Here is a 13,999-nt window from a genome sequence, read left to right as displayed (position 1 = left end):
ACTCCATCCTGAAGCAGCGTCCGGTGAGGTCACCCAGCGGGTGGGAGAGGGGGCTGTTCGGGCCACGGGGCGGAGGCGGCCGCGGCCAGGAAGGCCCGCGCGCGGCGGCGCAGCGCAGCCCAGTCGCCGGCGCCGATCTCCGTGGCGTCGACCAGGGAACCGCCGGCCCCGACCGCGACCGCCCCCGCCGCGGCCCAGCCGGGCACCGACTCGGCGGTCACGCCCCCGGTGGGCACCAGCGGTACGTCGGGCAGGGGGGCGCGCAGCTCGCGCAGGTACGCCGGGCCGCCGAGGCCGGCGGGGAAGAGCTTCACGAGGCTGGCGCCGGCGGACCAGGCGACATCGACCTCGGTCGGGGTGAGCGCGCCGCAGACGACGGGCAGCCCGGCCGTGACGGCCTCGGCGAGCACCGCTTCCCGCGTGGTCGGCGTCACCAGGAACTGGGCACCGGCGTCGCGTGCCCGCGTCACGTCCGTCGTGCTGCGTACGCTGCCGGCGCCGACGGCGCACGCCTCGCCGAGCTCGGCCCGCAGCGCCGCGATGGCGTCGAGCGCCCCCGGGGTGGTGAGGGTGACCTCCAGGGCGTCGAGGCCCGTCGCGGCCAGCTCCCGGCAGGCGCGGAGCACCGCGTCGGGGGCGGGCAACCGGACGATCGCGATCACCCGCGCCCCGCGCAGCACGGTCACTTCGCCAGCGCCTGCATCTGCTCCCGCGCGGTGGTCAGGGCGTCCTTGGGCGACGCCTTGCCGACCAGCGCGGCCTGCACCTGGGTGGCGAGTGCCTGCTCGATCTGGGCGAACTGGGGGTAGGCCCAGAACGGGTCGGGCTCGGCGTAGGCGCCGATGGCGGTGGTGAAGTCCTTGACGAACTGGTCGGCCTGCACCTCACCGGCGGCGAGACCGTTGGTGGTGGCGGGCGGCAAGCCGGCCTTGGCGAACCACTCGCCGGTGTACTTCGGGTCGCTGGTGACGGTGGCGGCGAACTTCGCGGCGGCCCCGGAACCGGCACCCGCCACGACGGCGATCGCGTGGCCCCAGGCGAGGTTGCGGGGCTTGTCCCCCGCCGTACGCACCGGGCGCGGGACCGGCTGCAGCTTCTCCCCGAGTTGCTTGTCGGGGGCGGTCTTGGTGACCGCGCCGCGGCCGGCGACCGCGTCCTCGTAGTAGCCGACCTTGCCCTGGGCGAAGAGGGCACGGGCGTCGAACCGGTTCACGTCGGGGGCGATGAGCTTCTCGTCGTAGAGCTTCTTGTACCAGGTGAGCGCCGCGACGCTGGCGTCGTCGCCCACGACGATCTTGCCGTCCTGCACCACCGGCGAGCCGAAGGCCCACATCCAGGCGATGAAGTCCTTGAGCTGGTCCACCTTGGTCATCGCCGCCCACGGCACGACGCCGCCGCCGAGGCCCTTGAGCGCCCGCAGGGCCTGCTCGAACTCCTCGATGGTCTTCGGCGGGGCGGTGACACCGGCCTTGCCGAGCAGCTCGGAGTTGCCGATCAGGCCGATCCCGGCCGTGGTCCAGGGCAGGCCGTACTGGGTGCCCTTCACCTTGCCCATGCCCAGCGCGGCCTCGGTGTAGCCGCCGCTGGTGGCCTGCGCGCCGAGGTCGACCAGCTTCCCGGTGGCGGCCAGCGTGGCCAGCCAGGCGACGTCGACCTGCACGGCGCCGGTGAGGGTGCCGCCGCGCACCTGCAGCAGGATCTGGTTGAGGTAATCGTTGTACGGGTACGACGCGGTGGTGATCTTCGCGCCGCTCGCCCCGGCGTAGCTGTCGAGCAGCGCCTGGAGCGAGTCCTTGGTGGACGCCTCGTTCAGCGACCAGCCGGTGAACGCGAAGTCCTTGGCGCCGTCGTCGGCCGCGGCGCCGGAGCTGCCGGAGGAGCCGGTGGACGGGGCGCATGCGGACAGCACGCCCGCGGTGAACATGGCGCCGCTCGTGGCGCCGAGCAGCTGGAGCAGGTTACGGCGGGACAGGTGGGCGGTGCGGAGACTGGGTCGCGTTGACATCTGTGATCCCCTGTCGGCAGTGGTGAGGTCCGGCCGGTGGCCGGGCGGTGGGTGGGGGTCAGCCCTTCACCGCGCCGCTGGTGAGACCGGCGACGAGGTAGCGCTGGAGCACGATGAAGCCGATGACGACGGGCAGCGACACGACGAGCGAGGCGGCCATGAGGTCCGGCCAGGCCGCCTGGAACTCGCCCAGGTAGGTGTTGACCAGACCCGGCGGCAGCGTCTGCTTCTCGGGTCCGGCGAGGGTGAGCGCGAAGATGAAGTCGTTCCAGCCGCGGATGAACGCGAACAGCCCGGTGGCGACGAGGCCGGGCAGGCTCACCGGCAGCAGGATGCGATGGATGATGGCGCCCTGGCCGGCGCCGTCCACCTTGGCCGCCTCGATCAGCTCGTCGGGGATGGTGTCGAAGAACCCCTTGAGCATCCAGACGCACAGCGGAAGGGTGAAGGTGGTGAACGACAGGACCAGCGCGAGGTAGGTGTTGAGCAGTCCGTAGGCGCTGAACACCAGATACAGCGTGATCAGCAGCAGTGCCTGCGGAAACATCTGCGAGGCCAGCACCAGGTACATCAGCGAGCGCCGGCCGCGGTACCGGAACTTGGCGAAGGAGTAGGCGGTGTAGGCCGAGACAACCACGGTGAGGATCGCGGTCAGCAGGGACACGATGAGGCTGTTGCCGAGGTAGCGGGCCAGCGCCGGGTTGTCGGCCAGGTTGGTGAAGTGCGCGAAGGTGACCGTCTTCGGCCACAGTCGGGGCGGGAACGCGAAGGCGTCGTCGTTCGGGGTGAGCGCGGTGACGAGCAGCCAGTAGACCGGGCCGAAGGCGAACACCCCGATCGCCGCCACGGTGGCGGCGGCGCCGAGCGGTCGCGGACGGCGTCGGCGGGGTGCCGGTCGCGGCGACGGGCGCTGTGCCGGAGCCGCGACGGTGGCGGTGTCCGTGAGGGTCACGACTTCTCCCCCCGTTCCGAGGCCCACACGTAGACCACGACGAGAATGGACAGGAGCACCATCCACAGGGCGCCGAGGGCGCCGGCCTTGCCGAGGTCGAAGCCCTTGAAGGCGGTGTCGTAGACGGAGACCGCGAAGGTGGTGGTGGCGCCCGCCGGGCCGCCGCCGGTCAGCACGTAGATGGTGTCGAAGTGCTGGAAGTTCCAGATCGTCTCCAGCAGCACGACCACGCCGATGATGCCGCGCAGGTGCGGCAGGGTGACGTGCCAGAACCGGCGCAGCGTGCCGGCCCCGTCGAGGGCGGCGGCCTCGTGCAGGGTACGGGGCACGGTCTGCAGCCCGGCCAGCAGCATGACCATCATCCAGGGGAAGCTGGCCCAGGACTTGGCCACGATCACCGCCGCCATCGCCGTCCCGGGCTGCCCGAGCCAGCTGACCGGCTCGTCGACCAGCCCGGCCCGTACCAGCAGCCCGTTGAGCACCCCGTAGTTGGCGTTGAAGATCCACATCCAGACGAACGAGACCACCACCCCGGGAATGACCCAGGGGAAGAGGAACAGGCCCCGCAGCACGGCCCGTCCGGGCAGCCGGGTGTGCAGCGCGAGGGCGAGGGCGAACCCGATCACGAACGGGATGAGGGTGCAGGCGACGGTGAACACGAGGGTGTGCTGGAGCACCGGCCAGAACTGGTCGGCGAGCACCGCCCGGAAGTTGTCCAGTCCGGCGAAGCTGCGCCCGGGCAGCACGAGGCTCTGCCGGAACAGGCTGGTCGACAGGGAGCCGACCAGGGGGTAGAGCACGATCGCCCCGAGGAGCACCAGCGCCGGCAGGGTGAGCAGGAAGCCGAAGGACCGGTCGGAGAGCCCGCGCCCCGGTCCGGGCGCGCGTGCCGTCGGGGTGGTCACGACACCACCTCCGGCATCGCGATCTGCTGCGGACTCACGTGGGCGGGGCCCACGTAGCCGAGGCCGATGCTGACCGAGTCGGCGGCCTCGATCACGGCGCGGGCGAGTGCGGCCTCGCGGGTGGCGAGGTCGATCGCGGACAGCGGGCCGGACACCGACAGCCCGGCGACCACCGCTCCCGACGCGTCGCGGATCGGGGCGGCGACACAGGCGCGACCGAGGGCCAGTTCCTCGATCTCGGTGGAGTAGCCGCGGGCGAGGGTACGGGCGATCTCCTCGTCGAGCTGCTCGTGGGTGGTGATCGTGCGGTGCGTGTAGGCGTGCAGGGTCGGGCCGGGCAGCAGGGCGCGCCGCTCCTCGGCGGCGAGCCCGGACAGCAGCGCCTTGCCGAGGCCGGTGGCGTGCAGGGGGTTGTACTGCCCGGCGAGGACGAACGCCCGCGGCGCCTGCCGCCCCTCGAAGTTGAGCAGGTAGAAGAGCCGGTCGCCGCGACGCACCGCCACGTTGGCGCCGAGCCCCAGCTCGGCGGCCAGGTTCTGCGCGGTCTGGCGTGCCTCCCGGTGCACCGGGTGGTTGTTGAGCACCGTTCCGCCGAGCGAGACCATGTCCAGGCCGAGCCGGTAGAGCCCGCTGACCGGGTCCCGGTCGACGAATCCGGCGGCCTCCAGCGTGGCCAGCAGCCGGGACGCGGTGGACAGGCCCAGCCCCGTCGCCTTGGCCACGTCGGACACCCGCAACTCGGATCGCCCGGCGGTGAGTGCCCGCAGCACGCCCAGTGCCCGCTCCACGCTCTGGTTGCTGCCCGCTTCCGCTGCCATGGGAAACCCTCTCTGGAAGTTGCTTGCGCGATACGGCAAGATATCCCGCATGTTGCATGTGGTCAATCGTATGCCGGAGGTTCGTGTTGCAGATTGAGCGCGTCGAGACGTACGTGGTGAAGCTGCGCCCTCCGGAGGCGTACCTCGGTGCCCGGCCGGACGGCGGCCACGGCGACGACTACTACCTACGACCGCCCTGGCGCAGCCTCTACTCGGACCGCTTCGAGACGCTGCTGGTCAAGCTGACCGCCGACGACGGCACCTACGGCTGGGGCGAGGCGCTCGCTCCCGTGGCGCCCGAGGTGCCGCAGGCGATCGTCGACCGGCTGCTCGCCCCCGCGCTGATCGGCCAGGACCCGCGGCGGGTACGTCCGCTGTGGACCCGGCTGACCGGGCTCATGCGGGAACGGGGCCACCTGGTCGGGCACCAGGCCGACGCGCTCGCCGCCGTGGACACCGCGCTGTGGGACCTCGCCGGCAAGGCGTACGGGATGCCCGTGCACGCGCTGCTCGGCGGCGCGTACCGCAGGGAGGTGCCCACCTACGTCTCCGGGCTGCCCCGCCCCACGGACACCGACCGGGCCGCACTCGCCGCCGACTGGGTGCGGCAGGGGGTACGCGCGATCAAACTGCACCTCGGCCACGGCGTCGACGCCGACCTGGCCACCTACGACGCGGTCGCCGCCACGCACCCGGACCTGCGCGTCGCCGTCGACGCGCACTGGGCGTACGACACCGCGGACGCCCTCCGGCTAGGCCGGGCGCTGGACGAGCGGCAGGCCTGGTTCCTGGAGGCGCCCCTGGTGCCCGAGGACGTCGACGGCCACCGGGAACTCGCCGCGGCGATCGCCACCCCGGTCGCCGTCGGCGAGGCCCTACGCAACCGGTACGAGTTCCGGGCCTGGCTGGCCGCCCGCGCGGTCGACCTGTGCCAGCCCGACGTCGCCCGCACCGGGATCACCGAGGCGATGGCGATCGCGGAGGTCGCCGCGGCGCACCACGTCCCGGTGGCCCCGCACCACTCCGTCGGCCTCGGCGTCGCGGTGGCCGCCGGCCTGCACGTTGCCGCCGCCATCGACGCGATGCCGGCGTTCGAGTTCCAACCCGGGACCATGCGGGTCGCCAGCCGCATCCTCACCGTCCCGCTGGCCGGCGGCCCGGTCAGCTTCCCCCTTCCCGACTCCCCCGGCCTCGGCGTGGACGTCGACCACTCTCTCCTGGAGGACCTGTGACCCGCTCATCCGACCTGCGCGGCCTGATCCCCGTGCTCGCCACCCCGTTCTCCGCGGACGGCGAGCTCGACCTCGACTCGCTGCGCCGGCTGGTCGACTTCCAGGTCGCCGCCGGGGTCGACGGCGTCGCGGTGTTCGGCTTCGCCAGCGAGGGATTCGCGCTCACCGCCGCCGAACGCGCCGCCATCCTCGACGCGGTGACCGCCGCCGTCGGCCCGGACCTGCCCGTCGTCGCCGGGGTCGCGGCCACCGGCACCGCCGACGCCGTCGAACAGTCGCGGCGCGCCGCCGACCACGGGGCCAGCGCCGTCATGGTCGTGCCGCCGTACATGGTCAAACCCGGCCCGGGGCAGATCGTGGACTTCTACGCCTCGGTCGCCCGCGACGGCGGCCTGCCGGTGATGGTGCAGGACGCTCCCGGGTCCACCGGAGTGACCATGCCGGTGTCGCTGATCGCCGACCTGTCGAAGCTGGACGGGGTCACGTCGGTCAAGGTCGAGGCGCCGCCGACCGCGCCGAAGCTCGGCGCGGTGGTCGACGCCGTCGCGCCGGACTTCCTGGTCCTCGGCGGACAGAACGCCCTGTTCCTGCTCGAGGAGTACCGTCTCGGCGCCGCCGGCACCATGCCCGCCTGCGAGTTCCCGGATCTGCTGCGGCCCGTGCTCGACGCCTGGGCGGCCGGAGACGCCGTCTCGGCCCGGGCCGGGTTCAACCGACTGCTGCCCCTGGTGCGTTTCGGCCTGCAACCCGGCATCGCCTGGTCGGTGCACAAGCACGTCCTGGTCCGGCGCGGCGTCATCGACAGCCCGGCCGTGCGGCCACCGGCGGTCGATGCCGGTGCGGGTACCCTCGCCGCGCTCGCCGACATCCTCGACGACCTGGGCATCCGATGAGCCGAGGCGTGCTCGTCGTCGGCGCCAGCTCGCCCATCGGACGGGCGATCGGCCGCGCGTTCGCCGCCGCCGGCGACACCGCCGTCGGCGTCGCACTGGACCGCCCGGGCGACTCGTCGTACGCCGTGGAACTGGTGCTGGACTGTGCCACCGTGGCCGGCGCCGAGGCGGCGGTGGCCGCCACCGTGGAGGCGGCCGGGCGGCTCGACGTCGTGGTGCTCGCCGCCGCCGTCATGCCGGTGGCCCCCGTCACCGCCACCACCGACGCGCAGTGGCACTCGGCGGTGGACGCCACCCTCGGCACCGCCTTCGCGGTCAGCCGCGCGGCGCTGCCGGTCCTGCCCCGGGGTGGCGCGATCGTGGCGGTGAGTTCGGTCAACGCGGTCCTCGCCGCACCGGGGCTGCCGGCGTACGCGGCGGCCAAGGCGGGCCTGGAGGGCCTGGTCCGCCAGCTCGCCCTGGAGTACGGGCCGGCCGGGGTGCGGGTGAACGCCGTCGCGCCGGGCATGATCGGCGGTGCGGACCTGCCGGACGCGGCGGCGGGCTACCCGCTGGGGCGCACCGGCACCCCCGAGGAGGTGGCCGCGGCCGTGCTGTTCCTGGCCGGGGCCGGGTTCGTCACCGGTGCGGTGCTCCCGGTCGACGGTGGACTCTCCATCGCCTCCCCCGCCGCGTTCCTCCGTAAGGACCTGCGGGCACGATGGCGGGCCTGACCACCGTGCCGGCACGGCTCGACCTCGTCGGGCTGGGCGAGGCGATGGTGCTCCTCCAGCCACCGTCGGGAGCCCTGCTGTCCGACACCGATGTCGTGGAGGTGCACGTGGCCGGGGCGGAACTCAACCTCTGCGTGGCCGCGGCCCGGCTCGGCACCAGCGCGGGTTTCTGCAGCCGGGTCGGCGCCGACCCGCTCGGCGCCCGGGTGCTGGCCGAGACCCGGGCCGCCGGCGTGGACACCACACTGCTGGCGGTCGATCCCGGGCATCCGACCGGCCTGTTCCTCAAGGACGCCCGGCCGGACGGGCGACGGCGGGTCTACTACTACCGGCGTGACTCGGCGGCGGCGCACCTCGACGCGGCCGACGCGGCCCGGCTGCTCGCCGCCCGCCCCCGGATGGTCGCCGTCTCCGGCGTCACGCTGGCGCTGGGCCCCGGCCCCCGCGCGGTCGTGACGTCGGTGCTGCGCGACGCCCGGCGGTGCGGCACGGCCGTGGCACTCGACCCGAACCTGCGCCCGGCCCTCGGGGCGGTCGAGCGGCAGGCCGCCGACGTGCGGGCGCTGCTTGGGCACGTGGACGTCCTGCTGCTCGGCACCGACGAGGCGGGGCCCGTCCTCGGCGTACGCGATCCGTCCGACCCGGACGAGGTGTTCGCGGCGGCGGCCGCCGCCGGCGTACGGGAAACGGTCCTCAAGGCCGGCGCGGACGGCTGCTACCACGCCGGCGGGCCGGGCGGCGGCGCGGTGCACCTGCCGAGCGCCGCGACGGTGGTGGTGGATCCGGTCGGCGCCGGGGACGCCTTCGCGGGCGGCTACCTGGCCGGCCGGTTGCGGGGGATCCCGCCGGCCGGTGCGGCGGAACTGGGTAACGCGCTGGCCGCCGCGGTGGTCGCCGCGCCCGGCGACACCGCGGGCCTGCCCGATCGGTCGGCGGCCGCCATGCTGCTGGACGGGGTGCGGTGCCGCTGGTCCGGGGAATCGTCACGGCCGTCCGGGTGAGCCGCCGGCGGTCCGGGCCGGCGCCGGCCCGCGGTGCCGGGTGACCCGCGCGGCCACCCGGCACCGCGGCCGCCTCACGCGTCCGGGCCGTCCTGCGCGATCAGGTCCTGTCCGCCGGCACCGGTGAGCACGTCGTGCCCGGTGCCGCCGTACAGCCGGTCGTCGCCCGGGCCGCCGGTCAGCACGTCGTCGCCGGCGCCGCCGAGCAGCACGTTGTCGCCCGGGCCACCGACCAGCCGGTCCGCGCCGGCACCGCCGCAGACGACGTCGTTCCCGCCCAGGCCGACGATCTCGTCCGCGCCATCCCTGCCGACGAAGACGTCGTCGCCGGCCGTGCCGACCAGCTGATCGGCCCCGTCGGTGCCGATGACGGTCGCCGGCACGCCGTGGCACAGCGGCGCGGTGACCGCCACCTCGGCCCGGTGCGTGAAGTTGCCGAATCCGTAGGAGACGGTCACGGTGTCACCGAAGGTCGCGCCGAGCGCGGTCAGGTCCAGGTCGGCGGCGTACGTGGTGGTGTTCTGGCCGGTCTGCACGACCGTGAGCCGCCGCGGGACCCGGTCGCCGACGCGGACCCACACCTCGGCCTGGTCCAGTGCCGTCGCGTCGAGGTTGAGCGGCGCGGTCAGGCGGATCGTGGCACGCGTCCCCTCGGGCATCCGGTCGAGCGTCGCACCCGTAGCGTCGACCACCTGCACGGCGGTGGTGTCGGTCGCGCGCCACGCCAGCGCCTCGTTCCACGCAGTGTTGAAGGTGACCCAGCCCTCGGAGTGGCCGATGTTCCCGGCGTCCGGGTGGTAGGGGTAGTGCGCGTTCTTCGGGCTGCCGTCGAGCACCCCGCGCGACCCCTGCAGGCGTCCCGCACCGCCCTGGTACTCCGAGTACCAGCCGCGTTCCACGCCCTCGAAGCCCCACTGGGTGGTCGCGGCCCGGTATGAGGCGTGCCGGCCGGTCGGGTTGCGGCCGAAGATGTCGTCCACCTGGGCGACCGCGATCTGCCGGAGCCGGGCGGCCATCGGGTCGTCGCCGAGCACCTGCGCGGCGGCGAGAGCGGGAGCGGCGAAGCCGGCGACGTTGCCGGTCTCGTTCGGGTCACTGGCCGAACCGCCGCCGGTGAACGGCGGGATGGTCCACCGGTCGGCGGAGTACCGGCGGAAGTCCCAGAGATTGTCGGAGCGCTCGATCACCACCCGGGCCCAGTCGCGGATGAAGTCCCGGATGCCGGACGGGGCCTGGTCGGGGTGTGCCGACAGCAGCCGGGCGAGGCCGGTGACGAGGTGGTACTCCCCCTGCCGCTGGCCCTTGGTGACGGTGGGGTCGGTGACGTCCAGATGGTCGATGAGCCAGGCCGCCTGGGCGCGGGCAGCCGCGAGGTAGCGGTCGGCGTCGGCGCGCCCCTCCCGCTTGGCGACCTCGTACATCATCACGTTCGGCCACACCGAGTGGCCCGGCGGCAGCTCACCCTTGCCCGTGCCGATCTGGGTGTAGACCTGGAAGAGGTCGGCGGTGTGCGGGGTGTTGTCGTACCAGGCGAACCGGTCCCTCGCCTCGTCGCCCCAGATCGGGAACAGGTAGTCGCGGGCCCGCTCGTAGACCTCCCGCGGGATGTACTCCTGCAGGTAGGGGTAGGCGTAGAGGAAGGCGGCGAGCTGTTCCTTGAGCAGGGTGTGGTTGACCCGCCCGCCGAGGTAGACCTCGACCGCCCAGTGGATCAGCCGGACGATCTCCGGCGTGTCCGGCGGCAACTGCACCGGCAGCCCGACGTACCGGGCGTCGGGATCCTTGATCTGCGCGAACGCCGACGGGTTCGCCAGGTACATGTCGATCAGCGAGGGAAGCTCGAACGACATCTGGTGCGAGTCCCGCCAGCCGACGCCGTTGGCGCAGTTCTGCGGGTCGGTGCCGCCGTGGACCATCCTGCTGAAGTCGCCGTAGTAGCACCGGACGTCGGTCATGAACTCGACGGCACGGCGGTAGGACACCCGCTCGATCCAGTCCGCCCCGACCCCGAACGGCACCGACGTGCCGGTGCCCGCCGGTCCCTCGACCACCACCGTGAACGGGCCGCTGTCCGCGGGATCGAAGCCGGTGAAGTCGCCCACCTGGCCGCGCAGCGTCCCCTCGTACCGGACGGCCCCGGCCGCGTCGGTCACCCGGAACCGGTCCCCGTCCACCGCCCGCGGCGCGGTGAACCGCTTCGCCTGACCGAGGTTGTAGCCGCTCTGGTTGACGAACACCGGCTGATCGGCGTCCGGCTCCCCGGGTTCGGTCCAGGCGCAACCCGTCGCGGCGGTGGGATGGTCGGCGGGCACGCCGTCCAGGGCGTGCACCACCACGCCCGCGAAGGACGCCCGGGCGTGGTAGACGCCCAGCCCGATCGTGCCGCCGGCCGCCGGCGCGTCGACGACCGCCACCGGCTGCGCGTCGATCTCCACCACCGAGATGTCGTCGGCCCGCCGGATGACCAGGTCGTGCCACTCGCCCTGGCGCACGGGGGCGGAACCCCGGCACACCGTTCTGGTCACCGGACGGGAGATCTGCACCCCGGACCAGCCGGACAGCTGCGCCGCCAGGTTGTTCTGGGTGACCGCGTACGGCTCGCGGAAGTCGGTCAGCAGGGAAACCGTGGGTGAGTCGGCCGTCGCCTCGACGCGCACCCGGGTGCGCAGCTCGTACGCCTCCGGCAGCCCGACCGGGGTGATCGGGGTGACGTACCGGCCGGCGGACTGGGTGCGGGTGTCGACGGTGACGTACGGGAACTCGGCCCTGGTGGTCGTCCATTCGCCGAGCGATCCGGTCAGGGCACGCCACCCGGTGAGCCCCGTGGTGAAGTCGTCGAAGAAGAGCTGCTGGGCCGGGGCGGCGGCCGCCCCGGATGACAGGGCGACGGCCGCCACCAGGACGGGCGCCAGGGCCGCGGCGGCCCGTCGGCGGGTACGTGGGGTCACGGAGAGCTCCTCGCGGGACGGTGGGCGGTGGGTCGATCGGTGCGATTCGTCGTAGTCGAGCCTCTTCTGCAGCAAGCGGGCTGCCAGTGAGCGCGGTCCATGACCCTGGAATCGGCGATAGGCTTGCAACATGTGAGAAACTAGTGCGCGTATTGCATGCCGTCAATCAGTTCTCGGCGCACACGCACCCGCCGCACGGCCCGGCTCGGGGCGAGTGTGGACAGCACCGGTCACCCGCTCGTCGCCGCTCAGCGCGCCTCCATCGCGAAGATCCCGCCGCTCACCGCAAGGAGATTGCAGTTGGTGAATGTCCGTTGCTAGTCATGGGGCACGTCGTTCCGACGGACGCGAACTACGACCTTGCTGGAGGTACGAGTCATGCCCCGTCCACATTTCTCCCCCGGGCTGCGCGCCGCGGCGCCACGACGGCCCGGCGTCGCTCTCGCCACGGCCGGCCTGCTGCTACTGACGTCGATCGCGGTGGTCTCCGCGCCGGCCGCGGCCAGCCCCACACTCGACACCGACCGGGCCGTCGATGACACGGCCTGCTCGGCGAACGTCGACGGCACGGCCGATTTCACCCCCGTCCTGTCGCTCGACCTCCCGACTCAGGCACAGTGGCTCAACCAGACCCCGCCGTACGCCTTCGACCACACCGACACGGTGGCCGCCGGCTTCGACCGGGTGGGCTACTGTCTCGAACTGAACGGCCCGGCCGGCCCGCAGTGGGTCTGGACGGCCATGGAGCCCTTCACCACGGACGCGCACCGGCTCGGCCTGCCGACCCGCACCGGCGAGATCACCCGCCAGCGGGTCAACGACCTGGACGTCGCCTCCAACGTGCCGGGCGTGACCACCGGCACCGGCCTGGCGGGCTACCTGGAGATGTGGCCCAACACCTACAGCGCGGGCTCGTCCCGGCAGATCTCCGGGGCCTCGCCCGCGGTCTACGACGCCGACGACACCGTCAACGCCTCCGGCGGGTACGGCTCGTTCCAGGTGCACCAGGTCGGCGCCGGCCGGCCGTCGCCGGTCGCGCCGCGCACCGTGTTCGCGGTCAACACCTTCACGTCGAACGGCGCGGCACTCTCGCTGGGCATCGGCTCCGCGCCGACCGGCCATCCGGACTGGACGTTCGCCGGGAACGCCGGCACGTTCACCCAACGGCGGCTGACCGTGTACGCCCGGTCCTCCGTGCTGACTCTCGACCAGCACCCACAGGACCGTCAGTTGTACCCCCGGGACACCGCGAACGGCGCCACCGTGCCGGTGTCCGGCGTGATCACCGATTCGCAGGTCAAGGCGGTTCAGCTCCACGTCACCAGCGGCGACGACGAGTGGACCGAGACGGCCGAGGTGACCGACCGGCGTGACTTCTCGTTCCACCCCCGGATCGACGCCGCCCTGCGGGAGTACCGGTTCGAGCTACGCGCGCTGGGTGCCCAGGTGACCCGCCGGGTAGGCGTCTGGGAAGGCATCGTGGCCGGCGACGTCTACGTCATCCAGGGCCAGTCCAACGCCGTGTCGGCCACCTACAACGGCTCCTCCGCCGGCGAGGAGTCGCCGTTCATCCGCAGCTACGGGTCCCCGACGGCGGATCCCGTCCTGTCCGCGGCGGACCGGCACTGGAACTACGCCGGCAGCGAGGTCACCAACCAGCCGGGCTCGATCGGGCAGTGGGGCATCCGGATGGCCCGGCGCATCACGGACACGTACCAGGTGCCGGTGGCCATCGTCAACGGCGCGCACGGCGGCCGGCCGATCTCGTTCTTCCAGCGCAATGACGCGAATCCGGATGACATCACCACCAACTACGGCCGACTGCGCCAACGCCTGGCGGGCGCCGGGGTGCTGGGCGACGTCCGCGGCCTGCTCTGGTACCAGGGCGAGTCCGACAACGACAACGCGGCCGTCCACGTCACCGGCTTCACCGCGCTCCTCGACGACTGGCGAGGTGAGCTGGGCGCCGACGTCGCCGAGGGCACCCGGTACTTCGTCTACCAGGTGCGCACCTCGCCGTGCGGCAACAGCACCACCGGCGCGCTGCGCGAGGCGCAGCGGCAGATGGGCGACACGCTCGGCGTGACCCTGCTGTCGACCAACGGCCTCTCGGGACACGACGGCTGCCACTACGCCTGGGCACAGGGCTACCGGGAGATGGGCGATCACACGTTCGCGGTGGTGGCCCGCGACCTCTACCACGGGTCCGCTGTGGGGGTCGCCCCGCCGAACCCGAGCACCGCGGCGTTCTCGAACGCCGACCGCACGGAGATCACCATCCAGCTGCGCAGCGATGACCCGCTGACGGTGGAGCCGGGTTCGGCGGCCGACTTCCGGGTCAACGGGACCACGGTCACCGTGACGGCGGTCGAGTACCTCGCGGGCGGCCGGTTGAGGCTGACCCTCTCCGCGCCCGCCGACGGGGCGACAGGAGTCAGCTACCTCAGCCATCTGCGGGCCGGACCCTGGATCGTCAACGCGACCGGCACGGGTCTGCTGACCTTCTACAACCTGCCGATCGCCTGACCGGCC

Annotated in this window: 11 protein-coding genes; 5 read left to right on the top strand and 6 right to left on the bottom strand. The window is 73.1% G+C overall.

The features are described from left to right. Nucleotides 1-29 precede the first annotated feature (29 nt). Genes ACGFI9_RS30880 through ACGFI9_RS30860 form a run of 5 tightly spaced genes read right to left on the bottom strand, consistent with a single transcriptional unit; the run spans nt 30 to nt 4,680 of the window. Complete coding sequence (locus ACGFI9_RS30880) at nt 30-686, bottom strand: bifunctional 4-hydroxy-2-oxoglutarate aldolase/2-dehydro-3-deoxy-phosphogluconate aldolase (protein WP_393183546.1); 657 nt, start codon at nt 684-686, stop codon at nt 30-32. Next, nucleotides 683-2,005 (bottom strand): ABC transporter substrate-binding protein, encoded by a 1,323-nt coding sequence (locus ACGFI9_RS30875; protein ID WP_393183544.1) that lies wholly within the window; start codon nt 2,003-2,005, stop codon nt 683-685. Before ACGFI9_RS30875 ends, ACGFI9_RS30880 begins: the two co-directional genes overlap by 4 nt. A gap of 58 nt (nt 2,006-2,063) precedes the next feature. Then, complete coding sequence (locus ACGFI9_RS30870) at nt 2,064-2,957, bottom strand: carbohydrate ABC transporter permease (protein ID WP_393183543.1); 894 nt, start codon at nt 2,955-2,957, stop codon at nt 2,064-2,066. Further along, nucleotides 2,954-3,862 carry a carbohydrate ABC transporter permease gene (locus ACGFI9_RS30865; protein ID WP_393183541.1) on the bottom strand — a complete coding sequence of 303 codons (909 nt, stop codon included), beginning with the start codon at nt 3,860-3,862 and terminating at the stop codon, nt 2,954-2,956. Before ACGFI9_RS30865 ends, ACGFI9_RS30870 begins: the two co-directional genes overlap by 4 nt. Then, the gene (locus ACGFI9_RS30860; RefSeq protein WP_393183539.1) at nt 3,859-4,680 is read right to left on the bottom strand and encodes an IclR family transcriptional regulator; all 822 of its coding nucleotides are present in this window, start codon (nt 4,678-4,680) and stop codon (nt 3,859-3,861) included. The genes ACGFI9_RS30865 and ACGFI9_RS30860 overlap by 4 nt, the downstream gene beginning before the upstream one ends. A gap of 83 nt (nt 4,681-4,763) precedes the next feature. Here ACGFI9_RS30860 and ACGFI9_RS30855 point away from each other — a divergent pair, with 83 nt between their 5' ends. The 4 genes from ACGFI9_RS30855 to ACGFI9_RS30840 are packed head-to-tail and all read left to right on the top strand — an operon-like array spanning nt 4,764 to nt 8,519. Then, entirely contained in the window at nt 4,764-5,912 is a 1,149-nt protein-coding gene (locus ACGFI9_RS30855; RefSeq protein ID WP_393183537.1) for a mandelate racemase/muconate lactonizing enzyme family protein, read from the top strand. Further along, nucleotides 5,909-6,805: a dihydrodipicolinate synthase family protein gene (locus tag ACGFI9_RS30850; protein ID WP_393183535.1), complete on the top strand. Its 897-nt coding sequence runs from the start codon at nt 5,909-5,911 to the stop codon at nt 6,803-6,805. Before ACGFI9_RS30855 ends, ACGFI9_RS30850 begins: the two co-directional genes overlap by 4 nt. Then, on the top strand, nt 6,802-7,518 hold the full coding sequence (locus ACGFI9_RS30845) for an SDR family NAD(P)-dependent oxidoreductase (RefSeq protein WP_393183533.1): 717 nt from the start codon (nt 6,802-6,804) through the stop codon (nt 7,516-7,518). The genes ACGFI9_RS30850 and ACGFI9_RS30845 overlap by 4 nt, the downstream gene beginning before the upstream one ends. Then, nucleotides 7,506-8,519 carry a sugar kinase gene (locus ACGFI9_RS30840; RefSeq protein WP_393183532.1) on the top strand — a complete coding sequence of 338 codons (1,014 nt, stop codon included), beginning with the start codon at nt 7,506-7,508 and terminating at the stop codon, nt 8,517-8,519. The genes ACGFI9_RS30845 and ACGFI9_RS30840 overlap by 13 nt, the downstream gene beginning before the upstream one ends. 74 nt (nt 8,520-8,593) lie before the next feature. Here ACGFI9_RS30840 and ACGFI9_RS30835 read toward each other — a convergent pair whose 3' ends face one another. Further along, nucleotides 8,594-11,467 (bottom strand): hypothetical protein, encoded by a 2,874-nt coding sequence (locus ACGFI9_RS30835; RefSeq protein ID WP_393183530.1) that lies wholly within the window; start codon nt 11,465-11,467, stop codon nt 8,594-8,596. Nucleotides 11,468-11,845: 378 nt separating this feature from the next. On the opposite strand from ACGFI9_RS30835, the gene ACGFI9_RS30830 reads away from it, so the two are divergent. Then, nucleotides 11,846-13,993 carry a sialate O-acetylesterase gene (locus ACGFI9_RS30830; RefSeq protein ID WP_393183528.1) on the top strand — a complete coding sequence of 716 codons (2,148 nt, stop codon included), beginning with the start codon at nt 11,846-11,848 and terminating at the stop codon, nt 13,991-13,993. The last annotated feature ends 6 nt before the right edge of the window (nt 13,994-13,999 follow it).

The sequence above is a fragment of the Micromonospora sp. NPDC048930 genome, assembly GCF_043197935.1.
Taxonomy (GTDB): domain Bacteria; phylum Actinomycetota; class Actinomycetes; order Mycobacteriales; family Micromonosporaceae; genus Micromonospora.
This window is presented reverse-complemented; position numbering and strand designations above follow the sequence as displayed.